The sequence below is a fragment of the Robbsia andropogonis genome, assembly GCF_000970345.1.
GTDB lineage: Bacteria > Pseudomonadota > Gammaproteobacteria > Burkholderiales > Burkholderiaceae > Robbsia > Robbsia andropogonis.
Window position 1 is genome coordinate 1 of record NZ_LAQU01000022.1, and the last position, 23,961, is coordinate 23,961.

Consider the following 23,961-nt stretch of genomic DNA (forward strand, 5'->3'; position numbering starts at 1 on the left):
TTGCCTCGGCGGTGTCGGGCCTGCTTCATGCTGGTTCGGCACCGCAAGCCCATTGTCGCGCGGGTGTGCCGCATGCGCCCCGGTGTTGTTTCAATACCGATTTCACGCATTACGGTGCAGGGAAGCGGCGCGACGATGGGGGCTGTTGTATATTCCGGTTTGCGTTGATACTTTGCAGGGCAATCGCGCAACCCCTCGCTCTTTATTTGATGGCGGACCCAGCCGCCTCGCTCTTTAAGGAAACATCATGGCAAGCCAAAACATCCGTATTCGCCTGAAGGCATTTGATTATCGCTTGATCGATCAATCGGCAATCGAAATCGTTGAGACAGCGAAGCGGACGGGCGCCATCGTGCGCGGTCCGGTACCGCTGCCGACGAGTATTGAACGCTTCGACGTGCTGCGCTCGCCGCACGTGAACAAGACATCGCGTGACCAGTTCGAAATCCGTACGCACCAACGCCTGGTCGACATCATCGATCCGACCGAAAAGACGGTTGACGCGTTGATGAAGCTGGATCTGGCCGCTGGCGTCGACGTGAAGATCAAACTGGCCTAAGCCATTCGATGGACGCGGGCGGTTGGCGGGTATCGCCGCCACCAATGAAAAAAACCGACCTTTCGAGGTCGGTTTTTTTTTGCGCAACAGGGCGACGAGCGAACGTGCGCCTTAGGGCGAGATGATCGAGGCGACCTGCACAGGTGCCCTAGAACGTATAAGCGATGCCTGCGGATATGACCGTCTGGCCATTGTTGTACAGCCCGCGCGAGCGCAGGCCACTTTGAAAAGGTGTCAGACGCGTAATGTCGATGTTTCCGGTGATCTGTCGGAGCAGCGCGACGCGCAGACCTACTCCCAATGACAGGGCGGGCTCGAACTGGGTAGCCTTGCCGGGCCGTGGGGCCTTTTCGGCGTTCGGGTGCGACGCGCCGGGAAACGGTACCGATGATCGCAGCACACCCGCACCGCCGCTTAGCACGAGATCCACGCGACGCGGGATCAGTGGCACCAGGTAAAGGCCTTCGACACCCATAAAATGAGACGTCAGGCCTCCGCGGCTGCCGGTCGTCTTTCCGTTGATCGAAAGCGTGGGTTGCGTACCCAGATACAGATATCGCACCCGTATGCCAGTGCGGTCATGAATGTAGCCAACCGCGGCGCCGAAGCCGAAGCGTCCGTCGTTGGCCAATCCATAAAGCGTATGTCCGTCCCCGCCGCCGAGTTTGCTATTGGCGGCGGATAGGCGACCTGGGCCGATGGACAGCAAGCCATCGGCTTGTACAAAAACACCATTGGTCGCCGCGACCGCCTCGGAGGAGGCGACGAGTGGTGCGACGCTCAGTACTGCGCACGTCAGGACGTGCGCGATTTTTCGACAAGGCGTGCGCCGCGTCCCGTTGCTTTTAGCAAGGTGTGGATAGGCAGGAAGTCGCATGAAGTCGCTCCAAAAGCTATTGCGCGAACAGGGGGCGAGACGGGCATGCCGCGCTATCACTGACCCGTTTGGCAACGATAGAGCGTGGTCGTGGTGAGAGCGATTGGACTGGCCTCAAAGACTGCGTGGACTCGTCCTTGTTTGGTTGGGGGGCTTGTTGGGCCGATGCGACGCCTGCGCCCCCGCGGTCCTGGGGACGCAGGGGCGATTGCGCGGTAGAATCCGCGCATTGGCGGATAGATAGCGCCCTTTGCACACGGATCACCATGTTACGAATCAGTGAAATCAAGCTGTCGCTTGACCACACGGAAGACGCGCTCGCGTCGGCCATCCATGCTCGCTTGGCGCAACTGCACGTTCCTGCTGAAGATTTGCTGCGCTACAGCGTGTACAGAAGGGCCCACGATGCCCGCAAGCGTTCCGATATCAAGCTCACGTATATCGTCGATGTCGATATCAAGGATGAAGCCAAGGCGCTCGCGCATCTGAAGGGCCAGCCTCACGTCGCAGTCACTCCGGACATGCGGTACAAATTTGTTGCGCGGGCGCGGGAAGACTCGCCGGCGACATCGCGGCCGGTGGTCATCGGTATGGGGCCATGTGGTCTTTTTGCGGGGCTGATCCTGGCGCAGATGGGGTTCCGCCCGATTATTCTGGAGCGCGGGAAGGCCGTTCGTGAGCGCACCAAGGACACCTGGGGGCTGTGGCGCAAGAATGTCCTGCAGCCTGAATCCAACGTGCAGTTTGGCGAGGGAGGCGCAGGGACTTTCTCCGATGGCAAGCTGTACAGCCAGATCAAGGACCCGAAGTTTTATGGGCGGAAGGTGCTTGAGGAGTTTGTTCTGGCGGGTGCACCGGACGATATCCTCTACCTGAGCCGGCCGCATATCGGCACGTTCCGCCTGGTCAGTATGGTCGAGAAAATGCGTGCCACGATCCATTCGCTCGGCGGCGAAGTGCGGTTTGAGTCACGTGTCGACGACATTCATATCGAAGATGGGGCAGTCCGTGCCCTGGCTCTCTCGACTGGCGAGACGTTGCGCTGCGATCATGTCGTGCTATCGGTGGGACATAGTGCACGCGATACGTTCGAGATGCTCCACAACCGTGGCGTGTTCATGGAAGCGAAACCGTTTTCCCTGGGTTTTCGTATCGAACATCCGCAAGGTGTGATTGATCGTAGTCAGTTCGGGCGCTTTGCCGGACACAAGCTTCTCGGCGCGGCGGACTACAAGGTCGTCCATCATTGCAGCAACGGTCGCGCCGTCTACAGCTTCTGCATGTGCCCCGGCGGGACCGTGGTCGCCGCCGCGTCGGAGCCGGGGCGCGTGGTGACCAACGGGATGAGCCAATACTCCCGTAACGAGCGCAATGCGAATGCAGGAATCGTGGTTGGCATTACGCCGGACGATTTTCCCGGTGGTCCGCTGGCGGGCATTGCCTTTCAGCGTCACTGGGAGGCACGGGCGTTTGAATTAGGCGGGTGCGACTATCGTGCCCCGGCGCAACGGGTTGGTGACTTCCTTGCGAAGCGGTCGAGTACGCAGTTGGGAAGCGTGGAGCCGTCATACAAGCCCGGCGTCAATCTAACCGATTTGAGTACGGCGCTGCCCGACTACGTCATTGACGCCATCCGCGAGGCCTTGCCCCAGATCGATAAGAAATTACCGGGTTTCGCGATGGCCGATGCGATATTGACGGGAGTGGAAACGCGAACCTCATCACCCGTTCGTGTCCGCCGGAACGACAACTACCAGAGTATCAATGTCAAAGGCTTGTACCCCGCCGGTGAGGGCGCCGGGTACGCCGGAGGCATTTATTCGGCGGCGATCGACGGCATCAAGGTTGCCGAGGCGCTCGCGTTACAGTTAGTGCGCTGTTGATCCTACGCGAGCGGCGCTTTGTCGCAACACGGACGCGCCGTCGGCAGGGGATGCGCGGCGGTTGCGCGGTGAGTGCCGCCGGTGCGCCATGCCCTCGCCGTTTCTCCTTCGCCGATGCCGTCCCGCAACGCCTACGGTATTTCCCCTTGCTGATCAGATAGATGCCTTGCGCGCCCCGGTTACCTAAGGTATAGTGATGAGCTTTTCGTCGCTAAGACGATTTGATTTCCCGTTCAAACGCCGCTTCCCGCGGAAAGTGATCAGGAAATTTGCGCCAAGCCTGCCGCCTGATTAAGGGGTGTGTGGGCGTTTTCCGCTGAGATTTCGCACCCTTTCGGGTGTATTTAAGCCCCGGCCAATCGCAGTCGGGAATGGAGAAAACAATGAGCCTTGGACTCGTGGGTCGCAAGGTTGGGATGACCCGTATCTTTACGGCTGATGGGGATTCGATTCCTGTCACCGTGTTGGACGTGTCGAACAACCGTGTAACGCAGATCAAGACGCTGGAAACCGACGGCTATGCCGCGGTCCAGTTGGCATACGGCGAGCGTCGCCGCTCGCGCGTTACGAAGCCGGAAGCTGGTCATCTGGCCAAAGCCGGTGTCGAGCCGGGTGTCGTCCTGAAGGAATTCCGTGTCGACGCGGAGCGTGCAGCTTCGCTGGCACTGGGTGCCGTGGTGGATGTCGATCTGTTCGCGGATGGCCAAAAGGTCGACGTGCAGGGCGTGTCGATCGGTAAGGGTTATGCCGGTACCATCAAGCGCTATAACTTCGCATCCGGTCGTGCTTCGCACGGTAACTCGCGCTCGCACAATGTGCCGGGCTCGATCGGTATGGCGCAGGATCCGGGTCGCGTTTTCCCCGGTAAGCGCATGACGGGTCACATGGGTGACGTCACCACCACCACGCAAAATCTGCAGATTGCGCGTATCGACGCGGATCGCAAGCTGATCTTCGTTCGCGGCGCGGTGCCGGGCGCGAAGAACGGCGTCGTGTTCGTGACGCCGGCAGTGAAGGCGCACGTTACTGTCGCGCAAGGAGCCTGATCATGGAACTGAAGCTCCTGAATGAGCAAGGTCAAGCGGGCGAGGCAGTCATTGCGTCGGACGCCGTTTTTGGTCGCGATTACAACGAAGCGCTGATTCACCAGATCGTCGTCGCCTATCAGGCGAACGCACGTAGCGGTAACCGCGCGCAGAAGGATCGTGAGCAAGTCAACCACTCCACGAAGAAGCCGTGGCGCCAGAAGGGTACGGGTAACGCTCGTGCCGGTATGCGCTCCAGCCCGCTGTGGCGTGGGGGTGGTCGGATTTTCCCGAATTCGCCTGAAGAAAACTTCACGCAGAAGGTCAACAAGAAGATGTTCCGTGCGGGCATCTCGTCGATCTACTCGCAATTGGTTCGTGAAGGCCGTCTGTCCGTGATCGAGCCGATCACGTTGCAAGCGCCGAAGACCAAGCTGCTCGCGCAGAAGTTCAAGAGCCTGGGCCTCGAGTCCGTGCTGATCATCACCGATGAGCTCGACGAGAACCTGTATCTGGCATCGCGCAACCTGCCTGGCGTCGCTATTGTCGAGCCGCGTTATGCTGACCCGCTGTCGCTGATCCATTTCAAGAACGTTCTGGTCACGAAGGCGGCGGTTGCCCAGATCGAGGAGTTGCTGTCATGACGGACGTTCGCAAAAAGGATCATCGTTTGCTGCAGGTCCTGCTCGCGCCGGTAGTCTCCGAAAAGGCGACGTTCGTGGCGGAAAAGAACGAGCAGGTCGTGTTCGAGGTCGCGAAGACCGCGACGAAGCCTGAAATCAAGGCGGCTGTTGAGCTGCTGTTCAAGGTTGAAGTCGAGTCGGTCCAGGTCCTGAACCGTAAAGGCAAGGAAAAGCGTTTTGGCCGTTTCATGGGCCGCCGCGCACACGTGCGCCGCGCTTATGTCTCGCTGAAGCCGGGCCAGGAAATCAACTTTGAATCGACGGAGGCCAAGTAATCATGGCGCTCGTTAAAGTCAAACCAACCTCCCCGGGGCGCCGCGGGATGGTCAAGGTCGTCAATGCCGACCTCTACAAGGGGCGTCCGTTCGCGGCGCTCGTGGAGAGTGAAAGCAAGACAGCCGGCCGTAACAACAACGGTCGCATCACGACGCGCCATAAGGGCGGTGGGCATAAGCAGCAATATCGTCTCATCGACTTCAAGCGCACCAAGGATGGCATCCCGGCGAAGGTCGAGCGTATCGAATACGACCCGAACCGTAGCGCGAACATCGCGCTGGTGCTGTACGCGGATGGTGAGCGTCGTTATATCGTCGCCACGAAGGGCATGGTTGTCGGCCAAGCGCTGATGTCCGGTTCCGAAGCCCCGATCCGTCCGGGTAATACGTTGCCGATTCGGAATATTCCGGTTGGTACGACGATCCACTGCATCGAAATGTTGCCGGGCAAGGGCGCGCAGATCGCGCGGTCGGCCGGCACCTCGGCGATGTTGCTGGCGCGTGAAGGCATCTACGCGCAGGTTCGTCTGCGTTCGGGCGAAATCCGTCGCGTGCACATCGAATGCCGTGCAACGGTCGGCGAAGTCGGCAACGAAGAGCATAGCCTCCGTCAAATCGGTAAGGCCGGTGCAATGCGTTGGCGTGGTGTTCGTCCGACGGTTCGCGGTGTTGCAATGAACCCGGTGGATCACCCGCACGGTGGTGGTGAAGGTAAGACCGCAGCTGGTCGCGATCCGGTCTCCCCGTGGGGCCAGAAGACCAAGGGCTTCCGCACCCGTCGCAACAAGCGCACGACCAGTATGATCGTGCAGCGCCGCAACAAGAAGCGTTAAGGAGCCGACATGGCACGTTCTCTTAAGAAAGGTCCGTTCTGCGACGCCCACTTGCTGAAGAAGGTTGAAGCGGCGGCGTCCTCGCGTGACAAGAAGCCGATCAAGACTTGGTCGCGTCGTTCCACGATCCTGCCCGATTTTATCGGTCTGACGATCGCGGTCCACAACGGTCGCCAACACGTTCCGGTGTACATCTCGGACAACATGGTAGGCCACAAGCTTGGCGAATTCGCTCTGACCCGGACGTTCAAGGGTCATGCAGCGGACAAAAAGGCCAAGCGGTAAGGGGCGATAGAGATGGAAGCTAAAGCAATTCATCGCGGGGCCCGTATGTCGGCCCAGAAGACCCGGTTGGTCGCTGATCAGATCCGCGGCCTGCCTGTTGCTCGTGCGTTGGACGTCTTGACGTTCTCGCCGAAGGCTGCAGCCGTGGTTGTTAAGAAGGTTCTGTTGTCGGCTATCGCGAATGCGGAGCACAACGAAGGCGCAGACATCGACGAGTTGAAGATCAAAACGATCTATGTCGACAAAGCGGGTTCGTTGAAGCGCTTCACGCAGCGCGCGAAGGGTCGCGGCAACAAAATCGAAAAGCAGACCTGTCACATCTTTGTGGCAGTCGGGGACTAAGGGGTCGACGATGGGACAAAAAATTCATCCGACCGGCTTCCGGCTGGCCGTGACGCGTGACTGGTCGTCGCGCTGGTACGCAGGCAATGAGAATTTTGCGGGCATGTTGTCCCAAGATATCAAGGTCCGCGAATACCTGAAGAAGAAGCTGAAGAACGCTTCGGTAGGTCGTGTGCTGATCGAACGTCCGGCAAACAATGCCCGGATCACGATTTTCAGTTCGCGTCCTGGCGTCGTGATCGGCAAGAAGGGTGAGGATATCGAGCTGTTGAAGTCGGACCTGCAACGCCTGTTGGGCGTGCCGGTTCACGTCAACATCGAAGAAATCCGCAAGCCGGAAATCGATGCGCAGCTGATCGGTGATTCGATTACGCAGCAGCTCGAGCGCCGTATCGCGTTCCGTCGCGCAATGAAGCGCGCGATGGCCAATGCGATGCGTCTGGGTGCCCAAGGCATCAAGATCATGAGCTCGGGTCGTCTGAACGGTATCGAAATCGCACGTACGGAATGGTATCGCGAAGGCCGTGTGCCACTGCACACGCTGCGTGCCAACATCGACTACGCAACTTCGGAAGCGCAGACGACGTACGGTCGCATCGGTGTCAAGGTGTGGGTCTACAAGGGCGACCACCTGGGCCCGAACGAAGCGCCGGCAGTGGAAGAGGCGCCGGTCGAAGACAAGCGTAATCGTCGCAACGCACGTCCGGGCGATCGCCGCCCGCGCCGTGACGGTGAAGGCGGTGGTCCTGGTGCGCGTCGTGGTGCGCCGCGCCGCACTGGAGGGTAATCATGCTGCAACCGAAGCGTAGAAAGTATCGTAAGGAGCAGAAGGGCCGCAACACCGGTGTAGCGACTCGCGGTAACGCGGTGTCGTTTGGTGAGTTCGGTCTGAAGGCTATTGGTCGTGGTCGTCTGACCGCGCGCCAAATTGAATCTGCGCGTCGTGCCATGACGCGTCACATCAAGCGCGGTGGCCGGATCTGGATTCGAATCTTCCCGGATAAGCCAATCTCGCAAAAGCCGGCGGAAGTGCGGATGGGTAACGGTAAGGGTAACCCGGAGTACTACGTCGCTGAGATTCAACCAGGCAAGATGCTGTACGAAATGGACGGCGTTACCGAAGAATTGGCGCGCGAAGCGTTCCGTCTGGCCCAGGCAAAACTGCCGATCCAGACGACCTTCGTTGTTCGTCACATCGGCGCCTGAGGGAGATGAACGATGAAAGCATCTGAACTTCGCAGTAAGGACGAAGCGGCGCTCAACCAGGAACTCAGCGATTTGCTGAAGGCCCAGTTCGGCCTGCGCATGCAGCTGGGTACCCAGCAGCTGAGCAATACCAGCCAAATCAAGAAGGTTCGTCGCGACATCGCACGCGTACGCACCCTCTTGACGGAAAAGGCGAGCCAGAAATGAACGATACCGCTACCAATAGCTTGAAGCGCACGCTGTCCGGCACCGTTACCAGCAACAAGATGGACAAGACGGTGACCGTGCTGGTCGAGCACCGCGTGAAGCACCCGATCTACGGCAAGTATGTCGTACGCTCGAAGAAGTACCACGCGCATGACGAAAGCAACACGTATAACGAAGGTGATCTCGTTGAGATTCAGGAGTCGCGTCCTATCTCGAAGACGAAGGCATGGACGGTGTCCCGCCTGATCACTGCCGCGCGCGTGATCTGATTGCGTACGCCTCCTCGGACTTTGGTTCGGGGCGGTGATCAAAGAGCCGGCTGAAAAAGGCCGGCTTTTTCATCACCGCAACTGTTCGACCTGATGTGGTGAAACGGCGACGTGGCCCGGTTTTTGGCCCTGTCGCCGTGAAGGTATTGCTAAGGAAGAGAAAGCGGGCTATACTCTCGCTCTTTGCTTCAATTTGGATTCGCCCGAAAGGGCGTTTTGGTGCCGATTATCATTCGCCGGGCGGTTTGTGCAGGCTTCGGCGGGTGGCAGTGGCACCAAGGTGATAGTGGTCCTTCAGCTGTCGCCTGCCGTTCACGCCCAAACAGCCGGCTGGCTGACGGGACCAAGACTGACCGATGGCGCCATGGTGGCGTTCTCGGATTAAGTTGGGAAAAGTTAAATCATGATCCAGACCGAATCTCGGCTCGAAGTGGCCGACAACACCGGTGCGCGTGAAGTCATGTGCATCAAGGTGCTAGGCGGCTCCAGGCGGCGTTACGCAGCTATTGGCGACGTCATCAAGGTGACCGTGAAAGAAGCGACACCGCGTGGCCGCGTCAAGAAGGGCGAAATCTACAACGCTGTTGTTGTTCGTACCGCAAAGGGCGTTCGCCGTGCAGACGGCTCGCTGATCAAGTTCGACGGCAATGCCGCCGTGCTTTTGAATAACAAGCTCGAGCCGATCGGCACCCGTATTTTCGGGCCGGTGACGCGTGAGCTGCGCAGCGAACGCTTCATGAAGATCGTTTCGCTGGCGCCGGAAGTGCTGTAAGGAGCCGCGATGGAAAAGATTCGCAAGGGCGATGAGATCATCGTCATTACCGGTAAAGACAAGGGCAAGCGCGGCACCGTGCTGCTGGTGGCAGAAGATCACGTTGTGGTCGAAGGCCTGAATCTGGTGAAGAAGCACGTCAAGCCGAACCCGATGAAGGGTACGACGGGCGGTGTGGAAGCCAAGGCTATGCCGCTGCAGAAGTCGAATGTGGCGCTGGTGGATGCGAACGGCAAGCCGTCGCGTGTGGGCATCAAGGTTGAGGACGGGAAGAAGGTGCGTTTCCTGAAGTCGACCGGTGCGACGATCAGCGCTTGACGCTTGGAGTGACAAATGACTCGTCTGCAAGAGATTTACAAAGAAAAAGTCATCCCTGAGTTGACCGAAAAGTTCGGTTACAAGTCAGTGATGGAAGTGCCGCGTCTGGTCAAGATCACGTTGAACATGGGTCTTGGCGAAGCGGTTGCTGACAAGAAAGTGATCGAACACGCCGTGGGCGACCTGACGAAGATTGCTGGCCAAAAGCCGGTGGTCACGAAGGCACGCAAGGCTATCGCAGGTTTCAAGATCCGTGAGCAGTATCCGGTCGGTGCGATGGTTACGCTGCGTCAAGAACGTATGTGGGAATTCCTGGATCGTTTCATCACCATCGCGTTGCCGCGTGTGCGTGACTTCCGAGGTGTTTCCGGCCGTGCGTTCGATGGTCGTGGTAACTACAACATCGGTGTGAAAGAGCAGATCATTTTCCCCGAAATCGAATACGAGAAGATCGACGCGCTGCGTGGGCTGAACATCAGCATCACGACCACCGCGAAGACCGACGAAGAAGCGAAGGCGCTGCTCGCCAGCTTCAAGTTCCCGTTCAGAAACTGAGGTTAACGTGGCTAAAAAGGCACTGATCGAACGTGAAGACAAGCGGGCGCGCCTGGTTGCAAAGTTCTCGGCCAAGCGCATCGCATTGAAGACGATCATCGACGATTCCAGCAAGACCGACGATGAGCGTTATCAAGCACGCCTGGCGCTGCAACAGCTGCCGCGCAATGCGAATCCTACGCGTCAACGCAATCGTTGTTCCGTCACGGGTCGTCCCCGTGGCACTTTCCGTAAATTTGGCCTCGCCCGTAACAAGCTGCGCGAGATGGCTTTCCGCGGCGAAATCCCGGGCCTGACCAAGGCCAGCTGGTAATAGGAGAAACGATATGAGTATGAGTGATCCTATCGCCGATATGCTGACCCGCGTCCGAAACGGACACCAAGTCGGGAAGACGTCGGTAGTCATGCCGTCGTCGAAGCTGAAGGTTGCGATCTGCAAGGTCCTGAAGGACGAAGGCTATATTGAAACCTACGCCGTGACGACTGACGGTGCGAAGGCATCGCTGGGCATCACGCTGAAGTACTACGCCGGCCGTCCGGTCATCGAGCGCATCGAACGCGTGTCGAAGCCTGGTCTGCGCGTGTACAAGGGTCGTGACGACATTCCGCGCGTGATGAACGGGCTGGGCGTCGCCATTGTTTCCACCCCGCGCGGTGTGATGACCGATCGTGCAGCGCGCGCCGCAGGCGTGGGCGGCGAAGTCATCTGCTACGTCGCCTGACGTCAGGGAGAGAACAATGTCTCGAGTTGGTAAAAGCCCGATCACCGTGCCGGCAGGCGTGGAAGTAACGATTGGCGCGGAACAAATCGTGGTCAAGGGCCCGAGCGGTTCGGTGTCGCTGGCAGCACAACCGCTGGTAAAGGTTGCGCTGGACAGCGGTGTTCTGACCTTCGAAGTCGCGGATGAAAGCCGGGAAGCGAATGCGCTGTCCGGTACGCTGCGCGCACTGACCAATAACGCGGTTATCGGCGTGACGAAGGGTTTCGAGCGCAAGCTGACCCTGGTCGGCGTCGGTTACCGTGCGCAAGTGCAAGGCGACAAGATCAATCTGTCGCTGGGTTTCTCGCATCCGGTCGTGCACCAGTTGCCGGCTGGCGTGACGGCAGTAGCGCCGTCGCAGACCGAGATCGTCATCAAGGGGATCAATAAGCAAGTCGTCGGTCAGGAAGCTGCGAAAGTTCGCGGCTACCGTCCGCCTGAGCCATACAAGGGCAAGGGTGTGCGGTACTCCGACGAGGTTGTGATCCTCAAGGAAACCAAGAAGAAGTAAGGTGCCCACCATGGATAAGAAACAAGCTCGTGCGCGCCGTGCGCGCAAGACGCGGATCCTCATCGCGGACCGCGGCATCCACCGTTTGGCGGTGCACCGTACGAATCTGCACATCTACGCACAAGTGTTCTCGCCGTGCGGCACGCAAGTGCTGGCCAGCGCGTCCACCGTTGAAGCGGAAGTGCGTACGGAATTGGCTGGTAAAACCGGCGTGGGCGGCAACGTTGACGCCGCTACGCTGATCGGTCAACGCATTGCAGCACGCGCCAAGGCAGCAGGCGTCGAGTCGGTGGCGTTCGATCGTTCTGGTTTCCGGTATCACGGTCGGGTCAAGGCGTTGGCCGAAGCCGCCCGTGAAGCCGGTCTCAAGTTCTAAGGGGTCGTGATGGCAAAAACTCAAGTACGCACTCAAACCGAGAGCGAAGACGGCCTGATCGAAAAGCCGATCGCCGTCGTCCGCACCACGAAGGTCGCCAAGGGCGGTCGCGTGATGTCGTTCTCGGTGATTTCCGTGGTTGGCGACGGCGATGGCCGCGTCGGCATGGGTAAGGGCAAAGCGAAGGAAGTCCCGGCTGCGATGCAGAAGGCGATGGAAAGCGCGCGCCGCAATATGTTCAAGGTCGACCTGAAGAAGGGTACGCTGCAACACGAAATCAAGGGCCGTCACGGCGCTTCGAAGGTGTTGCTGGCACCGGCCAAGGAAGGTACCGGCGTGATCGCCGGCGGCCCGATGCGTGCGGTATTCGAAGCGGTTGGCGTGCACAACGTCGTCGCGAAGAGCTTTGGCTCGACGAACCCGTACAACCTGGTCCGTGCGACGCTGGATGGACTGAAAAAGCAAGTGACGCCGGCGGAAGTAGCAGCCAAGCGTGGCTTGTCGGTCGAAGATATTCTCGGCTAAGGATGCTCACCATGTCAGATAAGACCATCAAGGTTCAGCTCGTCAAGAGCTTGATCGGCACGCGTGAATCGCATCGTGATACGGTTCGCGGTCTCGGTCTGCGCCGCATCAACTCGGTCAGCGTGTTGGAAGACACGCCGGCGGTACGCGGCATGATCAACAAGGTTTCGTACCTTGTGAAAGTCATCGGCTCTTAAGCCTGGGGACAGACTATGCAACTCAATACCATCAAGCCCGCGGAAGGCTCGACCCATGCCAAGCGCCGTGTAGGCCGCGGCATCGGCTCTGGCCTGGGCAAGACCGCTGGTCGCGGTCACAAGGGCCAGAAGTCGCGTTCGGGCGGTTTCCACAAGGTTGGCTTCGAAGGCGGTCAGATGCCGCTGCATCGTCGTCTGCCGAAGCGCGGGTTCTCCTCGCTGACGAAGGAATTCGTCGGTGAAGTGCGCTTGAGCGACCTCGAAAAGCTGGGGCTCGACGAAGTCGACCTGCTCGCATTGAAGAAGGCCAAGCTGGTCGGTCAGATGATCGAGCGTGTGAAGGTCATCGCAACGGGCGAACTGAAGCGCAAGGTTGTGCTGAAAGGCATGACGGCGACGAAGGGTGCGCGTGCGGCGATCGAAGCGGCAGGCGGCTCGCTGAGCGAGTAAGCAGTGAACGGCGGGCCTGCCGAGAGACAGGCCCGCCGCAGCGGCAATGAGCGATTAATTAGCGCAGAACGTGGCGATACGTGGCGAAGCAGGATGGCCACGGCTGCATCGGAGAAGGTTTTGGCTACCAGCCCAAGTCTTGCGAAATCCGGAAAGACGGCGCCGAAGTACGGCGACCTGCGCCGGCGGCTGATTTTCCTGCTGCTGGCGTTGATCGTTTATCGGATCGGTGCGCATATTCCGGTGCCGGGGATTGATCCGGACCAACTGGCAAAGCTGTTCCAGAGTCAGGCGGGCGGCATCCTCGGGATGTTCAATATGTTCTCTGGGGGCGCGTTGTCGCGTTTCTCGGTGTTCGCATTGGGGATCATGCCTTACATCTCGGCGTCGATCATCATGCAGTTGCTGGCGATCGTGTCGCCGCAGCTGGAGGCGCTGAAGAAGGAAGGGCAGGCAGGTCAGCGGAAGATCACTCAGTACACGCGGTACTTTACCGTGGTGCTGGCGACCTTCCAGGCGTTCGGGATTGCGGTGGCGTTGAGCGGTCAGCAAGGTCTGGTGATCGATCCGGGCCTTGCATTCCGCCTGACGACGGTGGTGACGTTGGTGACCGGGACAATGTTCCTGATGTGGCTGGGTGAGCAGATCACCGAGCGCGGATTGGGCAACGGCATTTCGATCATTATCTTCGCCGGTATCGCGGCGGGGCTGCCGAATGCGGTGGCAGGGTTGTTCGAACTGGTGCGAACCGGGTCGATGAGCATCATCTCGGCGATTATCATCGTCGCGTTGATCGCAGGGGTCACGTATCTGGTGGTGTTCATCGAACGCGGCCAGCGCAAGATCCTCGTGAACTACGCGAAGCGCCAGGTGGGCAATAAGATTTACGGCGGACAGTCGTCCCATCTGCCGTTGAAGCTGAACATGGCGGGGGTGATTCCGCCCATCTTTGCATCGTCGATCATTCTGTTCCCGGCGACGATCGCAAACTGGTTCAGCACCCGGATGCCGTGGTTGCATAACATCGCGACAACGCTGTCACCCGGACAGCCGCCGTATGTAATTTTGTACGCGTTGGCCATCGTTTTCTTCTGCTTTTTCTACACCGCGTTGGTGTTCAACAGCAGGGAAACGGCGGACAACCTGAAGAAGAGTGGGGCGTTCGTGCCGGGTATTCGACCGGGCGACCAAACCGCGCGCTACATCGACCGGATTCTTACGCGGCTGACGCTGGCGGGTGCGATCTACATCGTGTTCGTTTGTCTGTTGCCGGAATTCCTGGTGTTGCGCTGGAATGTGCCGTTCTACTTCGGCGGTACGTCGCTGTTGATCATCGTGGTGATCACGATGGATTTCATGGCGCAGGTCCAGTCGTACGTGATGTCGCAACAATATGAATCGCTGCTCCGGAAAGCCAATTTCAAGGGCGGCAATACGATGATGCGTTGAGCACGAGAATATGGCCAAAGATGATGTAATCCAGATGCAGGGCGAGGTGCTGGAAAACCTGCCCAACGCGACTTTTCGGGTGAAGCTGGAAAACGGTCATGTCGTGCTCGGGCATATCTCCGGCAAGATGCGGATGCACTATATCCGTATCCTCCCCGGGGACAAAGTGACGGTGGAACTGACGCCCTACGATCTATCGCGGGCGCGGATCGTATTCAGGGCGAAGTGATTTCGAGGGAGTAACATCATGAAGGTAATGGCATCGGTAAAGCGCATGTGCCGGAACTGCAAGGTGATCAAGCGCAATGGCGTTGTGCGGGTGATCTGCAGCTCGGATCAGCGCCATAAGCAACGCCAGGGCTGACGCGTAGCGTCGGTACCAGGCTCTCAGTTGAGGAAGAGTAATGGCTCGTATTGCAGGGGTTAATGTCCCCAATCACAAGCACGCCGAGATCGGTTTGACGGCGATTTTCGGTATCGGCCGTCCGACCGCGCGCAAGATCCTTGAGAAGGTTGGCGTGCCTTTCTCGAAGAAGGTTGGCGAACTGACCGACGACGATCAGGAAAAGATCCGTCTGGAAATCGGGAACTATCCGGTTGAAGGCGATCTGCGTCGTGAAGTCACGATGAACATCAAGCGCTTGATGGACTTGGGTTGCTACCGCGGCGTGCGGCACCGTAAGGGCCTGCCTGTCCACGGTCAACGTACCCGCACGAATGCGCGTACCCGCAAGGGCCCGCGTCGTGCCGCTGCTTCGCTGAAGAAGTAAGCGCAACACTGGTCACAGGAAAAACGAATGGCTAAGGCTCAGAACAATTCCGCCGCTCAGCGCGTCCGGAAAAAGGTGAAGAAGAACGTACCCGAGGGCGTTGCATGCGTCCACGCATCGTTCAACAACACGATCATCACGATCACGGACCGTCAGGGTAATGCCCTGTCGTGGGCGACCTCGGGCGGTCAAGGTTTCAAGGGCTCCCGTAAGTCGACCCCGTTTGCAGCGCAGGTAGCAGCGGAACAAGCTGGCCGCGTGGCGATGGAATACGGCGTGAAGAACTTGGAAGTGCGCATCAAGGGCCCCGGCCCGGGTCGCGAATCCGCGGTTCGTGCGTTGCACAGCCTGGGTATCAAGATCACGTCGATCTGCGACGTGACGCCGATCCCGCATAACGGCTGCCGCCCGCCGAAGCGTCGTCGTATCTGATCGATGCATGCCGGAATGGTGCGAGCCATTCCACCCATAAGCCCACCGTCCAGGTGCGACGCGCGTGGCGACGGTCCAGACATCAAGGACGTCCCCGTGCAGGACATCGGACTCGCCTCAGCGGGTGGGGGTGCGGGGTAAGACGTCTTTTGTGCAGACTTGCACGCCCGATGTCTTGCCGGGACCGTATGCCCAGCCCGTTGTCCGCGATTAATCAAGAAGGAAACTGAAAGTGGCACGTTATACCGGCCCACGAGCCAAACTCTCCCGCCGTGAAGGCACTGACCTGTCGCTGTTGTCGAACCGTCGTTCGCTCGCTGACAAGTGCAAGCTTGACAGCAAGCCGGGTCAACATGGTCGTACCTCGGGTGCGCGGACGTCGGACTACGGTCTGCAACTGCGTGAAAAGCAAAAGGTCAAGCGGATCTACGGTGTGTTGGAGCGTCAGTTCCGCCGTTACTTCGCTGAAGCCGACCGTCGCAAGGGCAACACCGGCGCCACGCTGTTGCAATTGCTGGAAGGCCGTCTGGACAATGTCGTGTACCGGATGGGCTTCGGCTCGACCCGTGCGGAAGCCCGTCAGCTCGTCAGCCACTGTGCAATCACGGTGAATGGCGTGGTGGCGAACATTCCGTCGCAGCAGATTCGCGTCGGTGACGTGATCGCGCTCCGTGAGAAGGCCAAGAAGCAAGCCCGCGTTCTGGAAGCATTGAGCCTGCAAGAGCAGAGCGGCTTCCCGAGCTGGGTTGCGGTTGATTCGAAGGAACTGGTGGGCACATACAAGCAAGTGCCGGATCGTTCGGAAATCACGGGCGACATCAACGAAAGCCTGATCGTCGAATTGTATTCGCGTTGATCGGCCACCTGAATGCGGATCGGTTTCGGGTTTGCATTACGGTAGCGTTGTGGTGAGCAGTGAAGTAGTGCCGGCTGCGTGGCAAGAAACGGCGGCTGACGGTGACGTCGGTGCCGTGGCATGCCACGCGCCGGCTTTTTAGGGTTGTTGCCAGTCAGCCTTATCGGTGTAACGAGCCGAGGGTATTGAAGAGGAAAACCTATGCAAAACAGTTTGTTGAAGCCCAAGATCATCGCAGTGGAGTCGTTGGGTGACAACCACGCCAAAGTCGTGATGGAGCCGTTTGAACGCGGTTATGGTCACACACTCGGCAACGCGTTGCGTCGTGTACTGCTGTCGTCGATGCTGGGTTACGCGCCGACGGAAGTGACGATCGCGGGTGTGGTTCATGAGTACTCGACGCTGGACGGTGTTCAGGAAGACATGGTCAACCTGGCGCTGAACCTGAAGGGCGTGGTTTTCAAGCTTCATAGCCGTGATGAAGTCACGGTCACGTTGCGCAAGGACGGCGAAGGCGTGGTTACGGCGGCGGACATCGAACTGCCCCATGACTGCGAAGTCATCAATCCGAACCATGTGATCGCGCATCTGTCGAAGGGCGGCAAGCTCGACGTGCAGATCAAGGTGGAAAAGGGGCGCGGCTATGTGCCGGGTAACGTACGTCGCTACGGCGAAGACGTCGCCAAGGTCATCGGTCGTATCGTGCTGGACGCGTCGTTCTCGCCGGTCAAGCGCGTGAGCTATGCGGTGGAATCGGCACGGGTGGAGCAACGTACCGATCTGGATAAGCTGGTGATGAACATCGAAACCAACGGCGTCTTGACGCCGGAGGAAGCGATTCGTCAGGCAGCGCGTATCCTGGTTGATCAGTTGAACGTGTTCGCGGCGCTGGAAGGTACCGAAACCACGGCCGAAGCCCCGTCGCGTGCGCCACAGATCGATCCGATCCTGTTGCGTCCGGTTGATGATCTTGAGTTGACGGTCCGTTCGGCAAATTGCCTGAAGGCCGAAAACATCTACTACATCGGCGACCTGATCCAACGTACGGAAAACGAGCTGCTGAAGTGCCCGAACCTCGGTAAGAAGTCGATGACCGAGATCAAGGAAGTGCTGTTCTCGCGTGGCCTGACGCTGGGCATGAAGCTCGAGAACTGGCCGCCGTCAAGCCTCGATAAGTAATAACGCCTGTCGCCTGTCAGGCGACAGCGTGGTGCCGCGACCTTGCACCACGGCGCGGTGCGGCGCGATCTGTTGTTTCGATCGCAGCATGTGCCGCGGGTGGTTGGATCGAAGGGGCATCATGCGGTAAGATGATGCCCCTTCGCGTTGTACGCGGAGTTGCCTTTAAATCAACCCTACCGGACCGCGGTCCGCTGCGCCAGATGGGTGTGGCAGGACGGATAGAAGAGCCGGAGCAAGACTCAATTCAAGGAAAATCATCATGCGTCACCGTAGTGGACTGCGTAAGCTGAACCGTACCAGCGCTCACCGCCTGGCAATGCTGCGCAATATGTCGAATTCGATCATTCATCACGAAGCAATCAAGACCACGGTTCCGAAGGCAAAGGAAGTGCGCCGTGTCGTGGAGCCGCTGATCACGCTGGGCAAGACCGATACGTTGGCAAACCGTCGTCTGGCGTTCAATCGCCTGCGCGACCGTGATTCGGTCACGAAGCTGTTCACCGTGCTGGGCCCGCGTTACGCGAACCGTCCGGGCGGCTATCTGAGCATCCTGAAGTTCGGTTTCCGTCACGGCGACAATGCACCGATGGCGCTGATCCAATTGATGGATCGCCCGGAAGTCACGGAAGCAGTGGAAGACACGAGCGACGCCGAGTAAGCGCCGACGTTGGTTCTCAGTCGGTCTGCGCGAATCGTGGTAGACCGTGTTGGAAGAAAAAAACCGCCCTTTGAGGCGGTTTTTTTTCGCATCCTTTTTGGCTCCGGGTGTTGCGTTATTCGACGTCGGCTTGCTCCGAACCGACTGCGTTGTGGCCGTTATGTGTTTTGTCGGCAAACGCTTCAACGCGTATTGCGTTGAGAAGATGGCACGCCGACACCAGCACGAGGTTGATATGTGTACCAAACGGGCCCTTGATGTGTGGGTGTAATCCGTTAACCAATCCCTTCAACTGGCGCATCATTCCTGCATGATCGTGCGCGACCGGATCGCAGGCCGCCACCGCATCGCTTAAAGTCTGCATCGTTGCTTTTGTCGCTGGTGGCAATAACGCGATAGCGTCCTGCACGCGCTTGAAGCGGACCGAAAAGGTGGGTGGTGCGCCATTCTCGTCTGCCTCCATCTCCAAGACGAATAACTTGCTGAACATGGCGTCGATGGCCTCCGACTTGGCATTGAGCGCAGTGACTTCGGTCATCAGATCTGTCGCGTAGCGACGCATCGTATTCGGGTCCATTAAGAGCGTCGTCTCGGGAACCGGCAGAAACGCTTCCGCACCGCCCGCCTTCAACAGGCGCGCTGACACGCCCGAGCAGTTCCAGTCCGTGCTGAAAATCTTGAACTGCGCCGATTTGTTTCCTTTTATCTCGGTTTCCCAATAGGTCTTGATGGCGCCGCCATCAAGACCGAACGGGGTCCACGTGAACTCCATGTAATTTTCTTCCTTGCCGGCGGCATCGACATACGGTTTTTCGTTGTATCCCGCCATCGGCATTGCAATCGATGCATTCGGTTCCATGCCCCAGGTTGTCGTTGGTAAATTGGTGCTGTCATCGATGTAATTCATCGGCACTTGACCCGGCAATGGCTGCAGCCGCCCCTCTTCCAAACCTTCTCGCGTGCGCTCGGACATCTCCGCGTAGACGTCGTTCGCGTAGTCGCTGGTACGGCCGAGTGCCGTACCCGTAAACGCCAATCTATGGACGATTTTATCCACTACATTGTCGACGAGACTATTGTCGGTTGAGGTGGGCAATTCGTTGCCGGGCCACCAACTGGCATAGGTCTCGGCCTTGTCACCTTTCAATACGGTTCGACCGTGATTGGCGATCGGATGCCGCAGGAGCAGCGATACGTGTCCGACGCGATTCATGTTTTCCCAGTTCCATACCTTGACTTCGACGCGATTCTGGAACCGCTGGTTATGCGTAACCCCTTGGCGCATGGCCGCCACGTCCCGTGCTTCGCGCATCTTCGACAAGGACAGATAGTTTGTCGGCGAAAGGGCTGTTATCGCCACGACCTTGTCGGTAATTTCCGCCCCGTATTGGGAACGCAAGGCACCCACAAATGCCTCGAAGCGCTCCGCGCGCGTCGTATCACTAAATGTGATATCCGCCGCCGCCTGTTTGACGACGTTCGTGTTTCCGATGATCGGCAGGTTGCTTAAAATGCGTACCATGCCACGCCAAAACGGGGAGACGCCATACTCGACGAGGTTCGATCGTCGTTCGGCTTCCGCGAATGGGCGGATGTCCGTGACGGTTGTCGCGTCGGATTGGAAGTCTGTTAATAGACCTCCCTGTGATAAAGAATCGTTTGTCATGATTTTTCCTAAAAGTGTAGTAAGTCTTTGATTGCATGCCGGGTCTATGAAAGCGCCGCCGTTGCGGTCTAGGCAATCGATGCGGTAAGGACGGTCGCTTATCCGTTACACGGCCATGCGACTGCAGTCAAACTAGGGAGGCATGCCGCCACTGGCTTGGCCCGCTTGGCGGCGAATTGGTATTAGCCATCGGGAGCGCTGCCGCCAACGCGCCCGAAGTATCCTTGGACGTCATTCGAAGGGGGTGATCGACTCGGTGTTTGGAAGAAACGTATTCAATACGCATGATCAATTATCAAAAAAATCCGACGGGATATCGGAGTCACTCGCCTCGCGCAGGTAGCCAGCCTCGTGGGCTGCGCCACGGATCGCACTGTACAATTCGTATGCAGACCTTAGCGCCTTATTGATATCCGATCCGAACGGGCCGTTGACGTGGTTGTGCAGGCCGCCCACCATCGCCTTCATTTGTCGCATCATCCCTTCGTAGTCGCCCGCTTCCGTCTTACATTCATTCAAGGCATTGTTTAATGCCTGCATGGACGCTTGTGTCGCCCGTGGCAGTGAAGCGATTGCCTCTTGGGCACGTGCCAGGCGGACTGAATAGGAGGGCGTCACACCGCTTTCATCTGCCCCTTCATCCTCGGTGAACAGCCTGCCGAATGAGGCGTCGACGGTATCCGCTTTTGCATTCAATGCGGTGACCTCCGTCATCAAGTCCGTTGTGTAGCGACGCATTGTATTCGGATCCAGGAAGAGCACCGCTTCGGGAACTGGCAGAAACGCATGCGCGCCGCCGGCCTTCAATAACCGCGCCGCCATGCCCGAGCAGTTCCGGTCCGTGCTGACGAGCTTGAACTGCGCCGCATCATTCCCAATCGCCTCCGTTTCCCAGTATGTCTTGATGGCGTCGACACTGAGGCCGAAAGTGGTCAGGGTTGGAACGACGACCCCGTTGGCATCCGTTCCGGTCCCGCCTGGATGTGGTCTTTCGTTGTAGCCTGCCATCGGCATGGCGATAGACGCGTCGGGTTCTTTTCCCCAGCTCACGTTAGGCGCTTCATCCTCTCCCCCCTGATAGATATTGATGGGAACTTGACCCGGCAATGGCGCAAATCGTCCTGATTCGAGTCCTTCTCGAGCGCGTTGGGACATTTCGCTGTACATATCGGATGTGTATGAGCCAGCGAACCCGCGTTGCGTTTGAATGTCAAACTCCAATCGATCGGATATTTTCGCTTCGAGGCCGGACACTTGCCCCTCGTCGGGCGACGCGTCGAAATCTCCGCCGGGCCACCAACTGGCGTATGTCTCTGCATCCGGGCCCGTTAATTTTGTATCGCCGCCATCTGTCAGCTCATGCCGCATCAGCAGCGCTACGTGGCCGACGCGGCGCATGTTTTCCCAGTTCCACACCTTTACCTCTATACGATTCGTGAATTGCTGGTTATGGGTAAGGCATTCCCGCATGAGCGCCACGTCCCGGGCTTCGCGCATCTTCGACAGGGATAGATAGTTCGCCGGCGACAGCGCCGTCAGGGCAACCACCTCATCGGTAATCTCCGCACTGTATTGGGACCGCAAGGCGCCGACGAACGCCTCGAAGCGCTCCGCGCGTGCCGTATCACTAAACGTGATATCCGCCGCAGCTTGTTTGACGGGATTCGTGTTGCCAATGATCGGCAGGCTGCTCAGAAGACGTACTACGCCACGCCATAACGGTGAAAAGCCATGCTCGATGAGGTTCGACTGCCGTTCCGCTTCTGCGAAAGGGCGCACGTCCGTGACGGCTTCCCAACCGGCCTGCAAGTCCGCAACAGCGCCACCGGGCGCTAAAGGTATGTGTGTCATGACCGTTCCAGATAATGCTTCACGCCCGAGCGGGCCGCCCAGTCACTGAGAAGGGGCGGGCGTCGTATTTAGCGTGCGTGATCAATCATCAAAAAAATCGGACGCGATATCGGACTCCATCGTGTCATGCAGATAGCTAGCCTTGTGCGCTGCGCCACGTATCGTGTCGTACAATTCGTATGCTGCTCTTAAGGCCTTATTGATATCCGATCCGAACGGACCGTTGACATGATCATGCAGCCCACCAACAAGCGCCTTCATCTGTTGCATCATCCCTTCGTAATCCGCAGCTTCTGTCTGGCAGGCATTCAAGACATTGCTTAACGTCTGCATCGACGCGCGTGCGGACGGATGAAGGGCGGCTATCGCCGCTTGCGCAAGGGTCACGCGCTCGGCCTGGGAAATAGGCGCGGCCGCCGCCCCTTCCTGGCCAACGGTTTTCGGCAACGCGCCGATGGCACGGTCCACCGCGTCGGCCTTGGCGTTCAGAGCGGTAACCTCGCGCATGAGTTCGACCGAATAGCGATGCATCGTATTCGGGTCTAGAAAGATCTGCGCAGTAGGGACCGGAACAAAAGCGCCTGCACCACCTGCCTTCAGCAGTCGCGCCGCCATCCCGGAGCAATTGCTGTCGGCGCTGACGAGCGCGAATTGCGCGCTTTCGTCGCCTAGAACGTCTTTCTCCCAATAGTTTTTAATCTGCGGTCCATTGAGGCCGAAGGTCGTAAGGGCGGGCGCGGTTGTCTGTTCCTTTTCCCCCGTGCCGACAGCGACAGGGCGTTCGTTATATCCGGCCATCGGCATGGCAATCGAGAATTCGGGTTCCATGCCCCATTGAGCTTCTTCGCCCTTTTCGGCCGGCAATAGCACCTGCCCCTCCTTGGGTTGGAATTTCCCGCTCATCAGCCCCCGCTGCGCGCGTGCCGAGAGTTCAAGGATTTTGTTCTCTCGAAATGTCGTCGGTACCCCAAGTCGCGGCGCGCGCGTCAAGGAAGTGATCTTTTCCTGCAGTTCGCCTTCCTTGACCTGCTCGCCCTCTCTCTCTTCCTCGGCTCCGGGCCACCAACTGGCGTAGGTCTCCGCTTCTCCGTCAGCCCGCGTGATCTCCCCGCCTTCCGTTTTTTCATGCCGCAGCATCAACGCGACATGCCCGACGCGACTCATGTTCTCCCACGGCCATACCTTCACTTCCACCCGATTCGAGAATTGCTGGTTATGCGTCAGACTTTCGCGCATCTGCGCGACGTCGCGGACTTCCCGCATCTTTGACAGTGACAGGTAATTCGCCGGTGACAGCGACGTCAGGGCGATCGCCTCGTGGCTGACTGCTTCGCCGTATTGGGAGCGAAGTGCACCGACGAAGGCGTCGAAGCGCTCGGCGCGTGCCGTATCACTGAATGTAATGTCAGCTGCGGCTTGTTTGACGGCATCGGTGTTGCCGATGATCGGCAAATTGCTCAGCACCCGCACCACACCACGCCATAGCGGTGAAAACCCATGCTCGATCAGGTTCGATTTCCGTTCGGCTTCGGCGAACGGGCGAACATCCGTGACGGCTCCCCAATCGGCCTTCAAGTCCGCGACGGTGGTTCCCGGTAATGAAGAATTAAATGGCATGGCGGTTCCTGAAAGTACAGTAAGCTCAGGCGGCCCGCCTGACCGGCGAGGACGGTTCAATCGCGTGGGCCGCGATGATCATGGCGGCCAAGGCCACCCTCCTGTCGGTTACACCGCCATGTAAGGACCGCCGAACATGGGTAGCATGCCGCCATCGCTCGCCGCGCTTGGCAGCGGGGTCGTATCGGCCATCGGGAGCGCCGCGGCCAGTCCGCGCAATGTATCGACGAACGTCACTGAAAGGGCACCGATCGAATTGATGTCCGGTAGGTCGTTTGCCACCGGACGGGTGAGGATCAACGTCCGTCCGTCGTGCATCGAAATCGCCGCGCCAGCGGTTTTCAGTGTTGCGGTATTGCGGAACAGCGCGTCGCGCCAGAAAGTGGCATCGTCGAGGCGATCGGGATAAGCGCCGATCATGCCGTGCATGATCAAATGGGACGGGGTGCGATGAAGGGCGACCCAGAGTCCGTCGATCTCGAACATGCACCAACCGTTCGCGTCGAACGTCAAAGGAAGGCCGGCTTGCTGCGCCAGCGTGGTCAGGAGGTCGTTTGCGGTTGGCATGTCG

At 58.7% G+C, this 23,961-nt stretch carries 35 protein-coding genes; 30 read left to right on the forward strand and 5 right to left on the reverse strand.

Going from position 1 to position 23,961, the window contains the following annotated elements; translation table 11 throughout:
• Window positions 1-247: 247 nt before the first annotated feature.
• Window positions 248-559 carry a 30S ribosomal protein S10 gene (gene rpsJ, locus WM40_RS18095; RefSeq protein WP_024902011.1) on the forward strand — a complete coding sequence of 104 codons (312 nt, stop codon included), beginning with the start codon at window positions 248-250 and terminating at the stop codon, window positions 557-559.
• A 148-nt stretch (window positions 560-707) separates the two neighbouring features.
• Here the strand turns inward: rpsJ and WM40_RS18100 are convergent, their stop codons facing one another.
• Entirely contained in the window at window positions 708-1,436 is a 729-nt protein-coding gene (locus WM40_RS18100) for a porin family protein (RefSeq protein ID WP_046153585.1), read from the reverse strand.
• A 266-nt stretch (window positions 1,437-1,702) separates the two neighbouring features.
• Here WM40_RS18100 and WM40_RS18105 point away from each other — a divergent pair, with 266 nt between their 5' ends.
• The 29 genes from WM40_RS18105 (at window position 1,703) to rplQ (ending at window position 18,256) form a co-directional block, all read left to right on the forward strand.
• Complete coding sequence (locus WM40_RS18105; protein WP_024902009.1) at window positions 1,703-3,319, forward strand: NAD(P)/FAD-dependent oxidoreductase; 1,617 nt, start codon at window positions 1,703-1,705, stop codon at window positions 3,317-3,319.
• Window positions 3,320-3,702: 383 nt separating this feature from the next.
• Window positions 3,703-4,365: a 50S ribosomal protein L3 gene (gene rplC / locus WM40_RS18110; protein ID WP_052738401.1), complete on the forward strand. Its 663-nt coding sequence runs from the start codon at window positions 3,703-3,705 to the stop codon at window positions 4,363-4,365.
• Window positions 4,366-4,367: 2 nt separating this feature from the next.
• Window positions 4,368-4,988, forward strand: a complete 621-nt coding sequence (rplD, locus tag WM40_RS18115; RefSeq protein ID WP_046153587.1) for a 50S ribosomal protein L4 — start codon at window positions 4,368-4,370, stop codon at window positions 4,986-4,988.
• Window positions 4,985-5,302 carry a 50S ribosomal protein L23 gene (gene rplW, locus WM40_RS18120; protein ID WP_024902006.1) on the forward strand — a complete coding sequence of 106 codons (318 nt, stop codon included), beginning with the start codon at window positions 4,985-4,987 and terminating at the stop codon, window positions 5,300-5,302. The genes rplD and rplW overlap by 4 nt, the downstream gene beginning before the upstream one ends.
• A 2-nt stretch (window positions 5,303-5,304) precedes the next feature.
• Complete coding sequence (rplB, locus tag WM40_RS18125; RefSeq protein WP_024902005.1) at window positions 5,305-6,135, forward strand: 50S ribosomal protein L2; 831 nt, start codon at window positions 5,305-5,307, stop codon at window positions 6,133-6,135.
• Between the two features lie 9 nt (window positions 6,136-6,144).
• A complete protein-coding gene (rpsS, locus tag WM40_RS18130; protein ID WP_024902004.1) occupies window positions 6,145-6,420 on the forward strand; it encodes a 30S ribosomal protein S19 in 276 nt (91 codons plus the stop codon).
• A 12-nt stretch (window positions 6,421-6,432) separates the two neighbouring features.
• Entirely contained in the window at window positions 6,433-6,762 is a 330-nt protein-coding gene (gene rplV / locus WM40_RS18135; RefSeq protein ID WP_024902003.1) for a 50S ribosomal protein L22, read from the forward strand.
• A 10-nt stretch (window positions 6,763-6,772) separates the two neighbouring features.
• Complete coding sequence (rpsC, locus tag WM40_RS18140; protein WP_024902002.1) at window positions 6,773-7,549, forward strand: 30S ribosomal protein S3; 777 nt, start codon at window positions 6,773-6,775, stop codon at window positions 7,547-7,549.
• Between the two features lie 2 nt (window positions 7,550-7,551).
• Window positions 7,552-7,968 (forward strand): 50S ribosomal protein L16, encoded by a 417-nt coding sequence (gene rplP / locus WM40_RS18145; RefSeq protein WP_024902001.1) that lies wholly within the window; start codon window positions 7,552-7,554, stop codon window positions 7,966-7,968.
• Window positions 7,969-7,980: 12 nt separating this feature from the next.
• Window positions 7,981-8,175: a 50S ribosomal protein L29 gene (gene rpmC / locus WM40_RS18150; RefSeq protein ID WP_024902000.1), complete on the forward strand. Its 195-nt coding sequence runs from the start codon at window positions 7,981-7,983 to the stop codon at window positions 8,173-8,175.
• Entirely contained in the window at window positions 8,172-8,444 is a 273-nt protein-coding gene (gene rpsQ, locus WM40_RS18155) for a 30S ribosomal protein S17 (RefSeq protein WP_024901999.1), read from the forward strand. Before rpmC ends, rpsQ begins: the two co-directional genes overlap by 4 nt.
• A 403-nt stretch (window positions 8,445-8,847) precedes the next feature.
• A complete protein-coding gene (rplN, locus tag WM40_RS18160) occupies window positions 8,848-9,216 on the forward strand; it encodes a 50S ribosomal protein L14 (protein ID WP_024901998.1) in 369 nt (122 codons plus the stop codon).
• 9 nt (window positions 9,217-9,225) lie between these two features.
• The gene (gene rplX / locus WM40_RS18165; protein ID WP_024901997.1) at window positions 9,226-9,534 is read left to right on the forward strand and encodes a 50S ribosomal protein L24; all 309 of its coding nucleotides are present in this window, start codon (window positions 9,226-9,228) and stop codon (window positions 9,532-9,534) included.
• Between the two features lie 15 nt (window positions 9,535-9,549).
• A complete protein-coding gene (gene rplE / locus WM40_RS18170; RefSeq protein ID WP_024901996.1) occupies window positions 9,550-10,089 on the forward strand; it encodes a 50S ribosomal protein L5 in 540 nt (179 codons plus the stop codon).
• A gap of 7 nt (window positions 10,090-10,096) precedes the next feature.
• On the forward strand, window positions 10,097-10,402 hold the full coding sequence (gene rpsN, locus WM40_RS18175; protein ID WP_024901995.1) for a 30S ribosomal protein S14: 306 nt from the start codon (window positions 10,097-10,099) through the stop codon (window positions 10,400-10,402).
• Window positions 10,403-10,415: 13 nt separating this feature from the next.
• The gene (rpsH, locus tag WM40_RS18180) at window positions 10,416-10,811 is read left to right on the forward strand and encodes a 30S ribosomal protein S8 (protein WP_024901994.1); all 396 of its coding nucleotides are present in this window, start codon (window positions 10,416-10,418) and stop codon (window positions 10,809-10,811) included.
• A gap of 16 nt (window positions 10,812-10,827) precedes the next feature.
• Window positions 10,828-11,361, forward strand: coding sequence for a 50S ribosomal protein L6 (gene rplF, locus WM40_RS18185; RefSeq protein ID WP_024901993.1), 534 nt, complete (start codon window positions 10,828-10,830; stop codon window positions 11,359-11,361).
• Window positions 11,362-11,371: 10 nt separating this feature from the next.
• Complete coding sequence (rplR, locus tag WM40_RS18190; RefSeq protein WP_024901992.1) at window positions 11,372-11,737, forward strand: 50S ribosomal protein L18; 366 nt, start codon at window positions 11,372-11,374, stop codon at window positions 11,735-11,737.
• A 9-nt stretch (window positions 11,738-11,746) separates the two neighbouring features.
• Window positions 11,747-12,262 (forward strand): 30S ribosomal protein S5, encoded by a 516-nt coding sequence (gene rpsE, locus WM40_RS18195; protein ID WP_024901991.1) that lies wholly within the window; start codon window positions 11,747-11,749, stop codon window positions 12,260-12,262.
• Window positions 12,263-12,273: 11 nt separating this feature from the next.
• Complete coding sequence (gene rpmD / locus WM40_RS18200; RefSeq protein ID WP_024901990.1) at window positions 12,274-12,459, forward strand: 50S ribosomal protein L30; 186 nt, start codon at window positions 12,274-12,276, stop codon at window positions 12,457-12,459.
• A gap of 15 nt (window positions 12,460-12,474) precedes the next feature.
• Window positions 12,475-12,909 carry a 50S ribosomal protein L15 gene (rplO, locus tag WM40_RS18205; protein ID WP_024901989.1) on the forward strand — a complete coding sequence of 145 codons (435 nt, stop codon included), beginning with the start codon at window positions 12,475-12,477 and terminating at the stop codon, window positions 12,907-12,909.
• Between the two features lie 120 nt (window positions 12,910-13,029).
• Entirely contained in the window at window positions 13,030-14,358 is a 1,329-nt protein-coding gene (gene secY, locus WM40_RS18210) for a preprotein translocase subunit SecY (protein ID WP_024901988.1), read from the forward strand.
• A 10-nt stretch (window positions 14,359-14,368) separates the two neighbouring features.
• The gene (infA, locus tag WM40_RS18215) at window positions 14,369-14,587 is read left to right on the forward strand and encodes a translation initiation factor IF-1 (RefSeq protein WP_003264140.1); all 219 of its coding nucleotides are present in this window, start codon (window positions 14,369-14,371) and stop codon (window positions 14,585-14,587) included.
• Between the two features lie 18 nt (window positions 14,588-14,605).
• The gene (gene rpmJ / locus WM40_RS18220; protein ID WP_024901987.1) at window positions 14,606-14,722 is read left to right on the forward strand and encodes a 50S ribosomal protein L36; all 117 of its coding nucleotides are present in this window, start codon (window positions 14,606-14,608) and stop codon (window positions 14,720-14,722) included.
• Window positions 14,723-14,762: 40 nt separating this feature from the next.
• Entirely contained in the window at window positions 14,763-15,128 is a 366-nt protein-coding gene (gene rpsM, locus WM40_RS18225; RefSeq protein ID WP_024901986.1) for a 30S ribosomal protein S13, read from the forward strand.
• A gap of 27 nt (window positions 15,129-15,155) precedes the next feature.
• A complete protein-coding gene (gene rpsK / locus WM40_RS18230; RefSeq protein ID WP_024901985.1) occupies window positions 15,156-15,560 on the forward strand; it encodes a 30S ribosomal protein S11 in 405 nt (134 codons plus the stop codon).
• Window positions 15,561-15,792: 232 nt separating this feature from the next.
• Entirely contained in the window at window positions 15,793-16,416 is a 624-nt protein-coding gene (rpsD, locus tag WM40_RS18235; RefSeq protein ID WP_024901984.1) for a 30S ribosomal protein S4, read from the forward strand.
• A 201-nt stretch (window positions 16,417-16,617) separates the two neighbouring features.
• Entirely contained in the window at window positions 16,618-17,595 is a 978-nt protein-coding gene (locus WM40_RS18240; RefSeq protein ID WP_024901983.1) for a DNA-directed RNA polymerase subunit alpha, read from the forward strand.
• Window positions 17,596-17,857: 262 nt separating this feature from the next.
• On the forward strand, window positions 17,858-18,256 hold the full coding sequence (gene rplQ, locus WM40_RS18245) for a 50S ribosomal protein L17 (protein ID WP_024901982.1): 399 nt from the start codon (window positions 17,858-17,860) through the stop codon (window positions 18,254-18,256).
• 115 nt (window positions 18,257-18,371) lie between these two features.
• Here rplQ and WM40_RS18250 read toward each other — a convergent pair whose 3' ends face one another.
• The 4 genes from WM40_RS18250 to WM40_RS18265 all read right to left on the reverse strand — a co-directional run bounded on the left by WM40_RS18250 (window position 18,372) and on the right by WM40_RS18265 (window position 23,957).
• On the reverse strand, window positions 18,372-19,922 hold the full coding sequence (locus WM40_RS18250) for a hypothetical protein (RefSeq protein ID WP_046153588.1): 1,551 nt from the start codon (window positions 19,920-19,922) through the stop codon (window positions 18,372-18,374).
• A gap of 288 nt (window positions 19,923-20,210) precedes the next feature.
• A complete protein-coding gene (locus WM40_RS18255) occupies window positions 20,211-21,773 on the reverse strand; it encodes a hypothetical protein (protein WP_024901980.1) in 1,563 nt (520 codons plus the stop codon).
• Between the two features lie 81 nt (window positions 21,774-21,854).
• Window positions 21,855-23,390: a hypothetical protein gene (locus WM40_RS18260; protein ID WP_046153589.1), complete on the reverse strand. Its 1,536-nt coding sequence runs from the start codon at window positions 23,388-23,390 to the stop codon at window positions 21,855-21,857.
• A 108-nt stretch (window positions 23,391-23,498) separates the two neighbouring features.
• On the reverse strand, window positions 23,499-23,957 hold the full coding sequence (locus tag WM40_RS18265) for a type III secretion system chaperone (protein ID WP_024901978.1): 459 nt from the start codon (window positions 23,955-23,957) through the stop codon (window positions 23,499-23,501).
• Between the last annotated feature and the right edge of the window lie 4 nt (window positions 23,958-23,961).

Bases quoted from the DNA above. Each gene is read 5' to 3' on its own strand.
- rpsJ (WP_024902011.1), top strand. From the start codon at position 248: ATGGCAAGCCAAAACATCCGTATTCGCCTGAAGGCATTTGATTATCGC.
- rplW (WP_024902006.1), top strand. From the start codon at position 4,985: ATGACGGACGTTCGCAAAAAGGATCATCGTTTGCTGCAGGTCCTGCTC.
- rplN (WP_024901998.1), top strand. From the start codon at position 8,848: ATGATCCAGACCGAATCTCGGCTCGAAGTGGCCGACAACACCGGTGCG.
- rpsS (WP_024902004.1), top strand. From the start codon at position 6,145: ATGGCACGTTCTCTTAAGAAAGGTCCGTTCTGCGACGCCCACTTGCTG.
- WM40_RS18250 (WP_046153588.1), bottom strand. From the start codon at position 19,922: ATGACAAACGATTCTTTATCACAGGGAGGTCTATTAACAGACTTCCAA.
- rplD (WP_046153587.1), top strand. From the start codon at position 4,368: ATGGAACTGAAGCTCCTGAATGAGCAAGGTCAAGCGGGCGAGGCAGTC.
- rpsH (WP_024901994.1), top strand. From the start codon at position 10,416: ATGAGTATGAGTGATCCTATCGCCGATATGCTGACCCGCGTCCGAAAC.
- WM40_RS18265 (WP_024901978.1), bottom strand. From the start codon at position 23,957: ATGCCAACCGCAAACGACCTCCTGACCACGCTGGCGCAGCAAGCCGGC.
- rpsE (WP_024901991.1), top strand. From the start codon at position 11,747: ATGGCAAAAACTCAAGTACGCACTCAAACCGAGAGCGAAGACGGCCTG.
- rplB (WP_024902005.1), top strand. From the start codon at position 5,305: ATGGCGCTCGTTAAAGTCAAACCAACCTCCCCGGGGCGCCGCGGGATG.
- rplR (WP_024901992.1), top strand. From the start codon at position 11,372: ATGGATAAGAAACAAGCTCGTGCGCGCCGTGCGCGCAAGACGCGGATC.
- rpsC (WP_024902002.1), top strand. From the start codon at position 6,773: ATGGGACAAAAAATTCATCCGACCGGCTTCCGGCTGGCCGTGACGCGT.
- infA (WP_003264140.1), top strand. From the start codon at position 14,369: ATGGCCAAAGATGATGTAATCCAGATGCAGGGCGAGGTGCTGGAAAAC.
- rplF (WP_024901993.1), top strand. From the start codon at position 10,828: ATGTCTCGAGTTGGTAAAAGCCCGATCACCGTGCCGGCAGGCGTGGAA.
- WM40_RS18260 (WP_046153589.1), bottom strand. From the start codon at position 23,390: ATGCCATTTAATTCTTCATTACCGGGAACCACCGTCGCGGACTTGAAG.
- rplO (WP_024901989.1), top strand. From the start codon at position 12,475: ATGCAACTCAATACCATCAAGCCCGCGGAAGGCTCGACCCATGCCAAG.
- rpmJ (WP_024901987.1), top strand. From the start codon at position 14,606: ATGAAGGTAATGGCATCGGTAAAGCGCATGTGCCGGAACTGCAAGGTG.
- rplV (WP_024902003.1), top strand. From the start codon at position 6,433: ATGGAAGCTAAAGCAATTCATCGCGGGGCCCGTATGTCGGCCCAGAAG.
- rplE (WP_024901996.1), top strand. From the start codon at position 9,550: ATGACTCGTCTGCAAGAGATTTACAAAGAAAAAGTCATCCCTGAGTTG.
- rpmC (WP_024902000.1), top strand. From the start codon at position 7,981: ATGAAAGCATCTGAACTTCGCAGTAAGGACGAAGCGGCGCTCAACCAG.
- WM40_RS18255 (WP_024901980.1), bottom strand. From the start codon at position 21,773: ATGACACACATACCTTTAGCGCCCGGTGGCGCTGTTGCGGACTTGCAG.
- rplQ (WP_024901982.1), top strand. From the start codon at position 17,858: ATGCGTCACCGTAGTGGACTGCGTAAGCTGAACCGTACCAGCGCTCAC.
- WM40_RS18240 (WP_024901983.1), top strand. From the start codon at position 16,618: ATGCAAAACAGTTTGTTGAAGCCCAAGATCATCGCAGTGGAGTCGTTG.
- rpsM (WP_024901986.1), top strand. From the start codon at position 14,763: ATGGCTCGTATTGCAGGGGTTAATGTCCCCAATCACAAGCACGCCGAG.
- rplP (WP_024902001.1), top strand. From the start codon at position 7,552: ATGCTGCAACCGAAGCGTAGAAAGTATCGTAAGGAGCAGAAGGGCCGC.
- rplX (WP_024901997.1), top strand. From the start codon at position 9,226: ATGGAAAAGATTCGCAAGGGCGATGAGATCATCGTCATTACCGGTAAA.
- WM40_RS18105 (WP_024902009.1), top strand. From the start codon at position 1,703: ATGTTACGAATCAGTGAAATCAAGCTGTCGCTTGACCACACGGAAGAC.
- rpsQ (WP_024901999.1), top strand. From the start codon at position 8,172: ATGAACGATACCGCTACCAATAGCTTGAAGCGCACGCTGTCCGGCACC.
- WM40_RS18100 (WP_046153585.1), bottom strand. From the start codon at position 1,436: ATGCGACTTCCTGCCTATCCACACCTTGCTAAAAGCAACGGGACGCGG.
- rpmD (WP_024901990.1), top strand. From the start codon at position 12,274: ATGTCAGATAAGACCATCAAGGTTCAGCTCGTCAAGAGCTTGATCGGC.
- rplC (WP_052738401.1), top strand. From the start codon at position 3,703: ATGAGCCTTGGACTCGTGGGTCGCAAGGTTGGGATGACCCGTATCTTT.
- rpsK (WP_024901985.1), top strand. From the start codon at position 15,156: ATGGCTAAGGCTCAGAACAATTCCGCCGCTCAGCGCGTCCGGAAAAAG.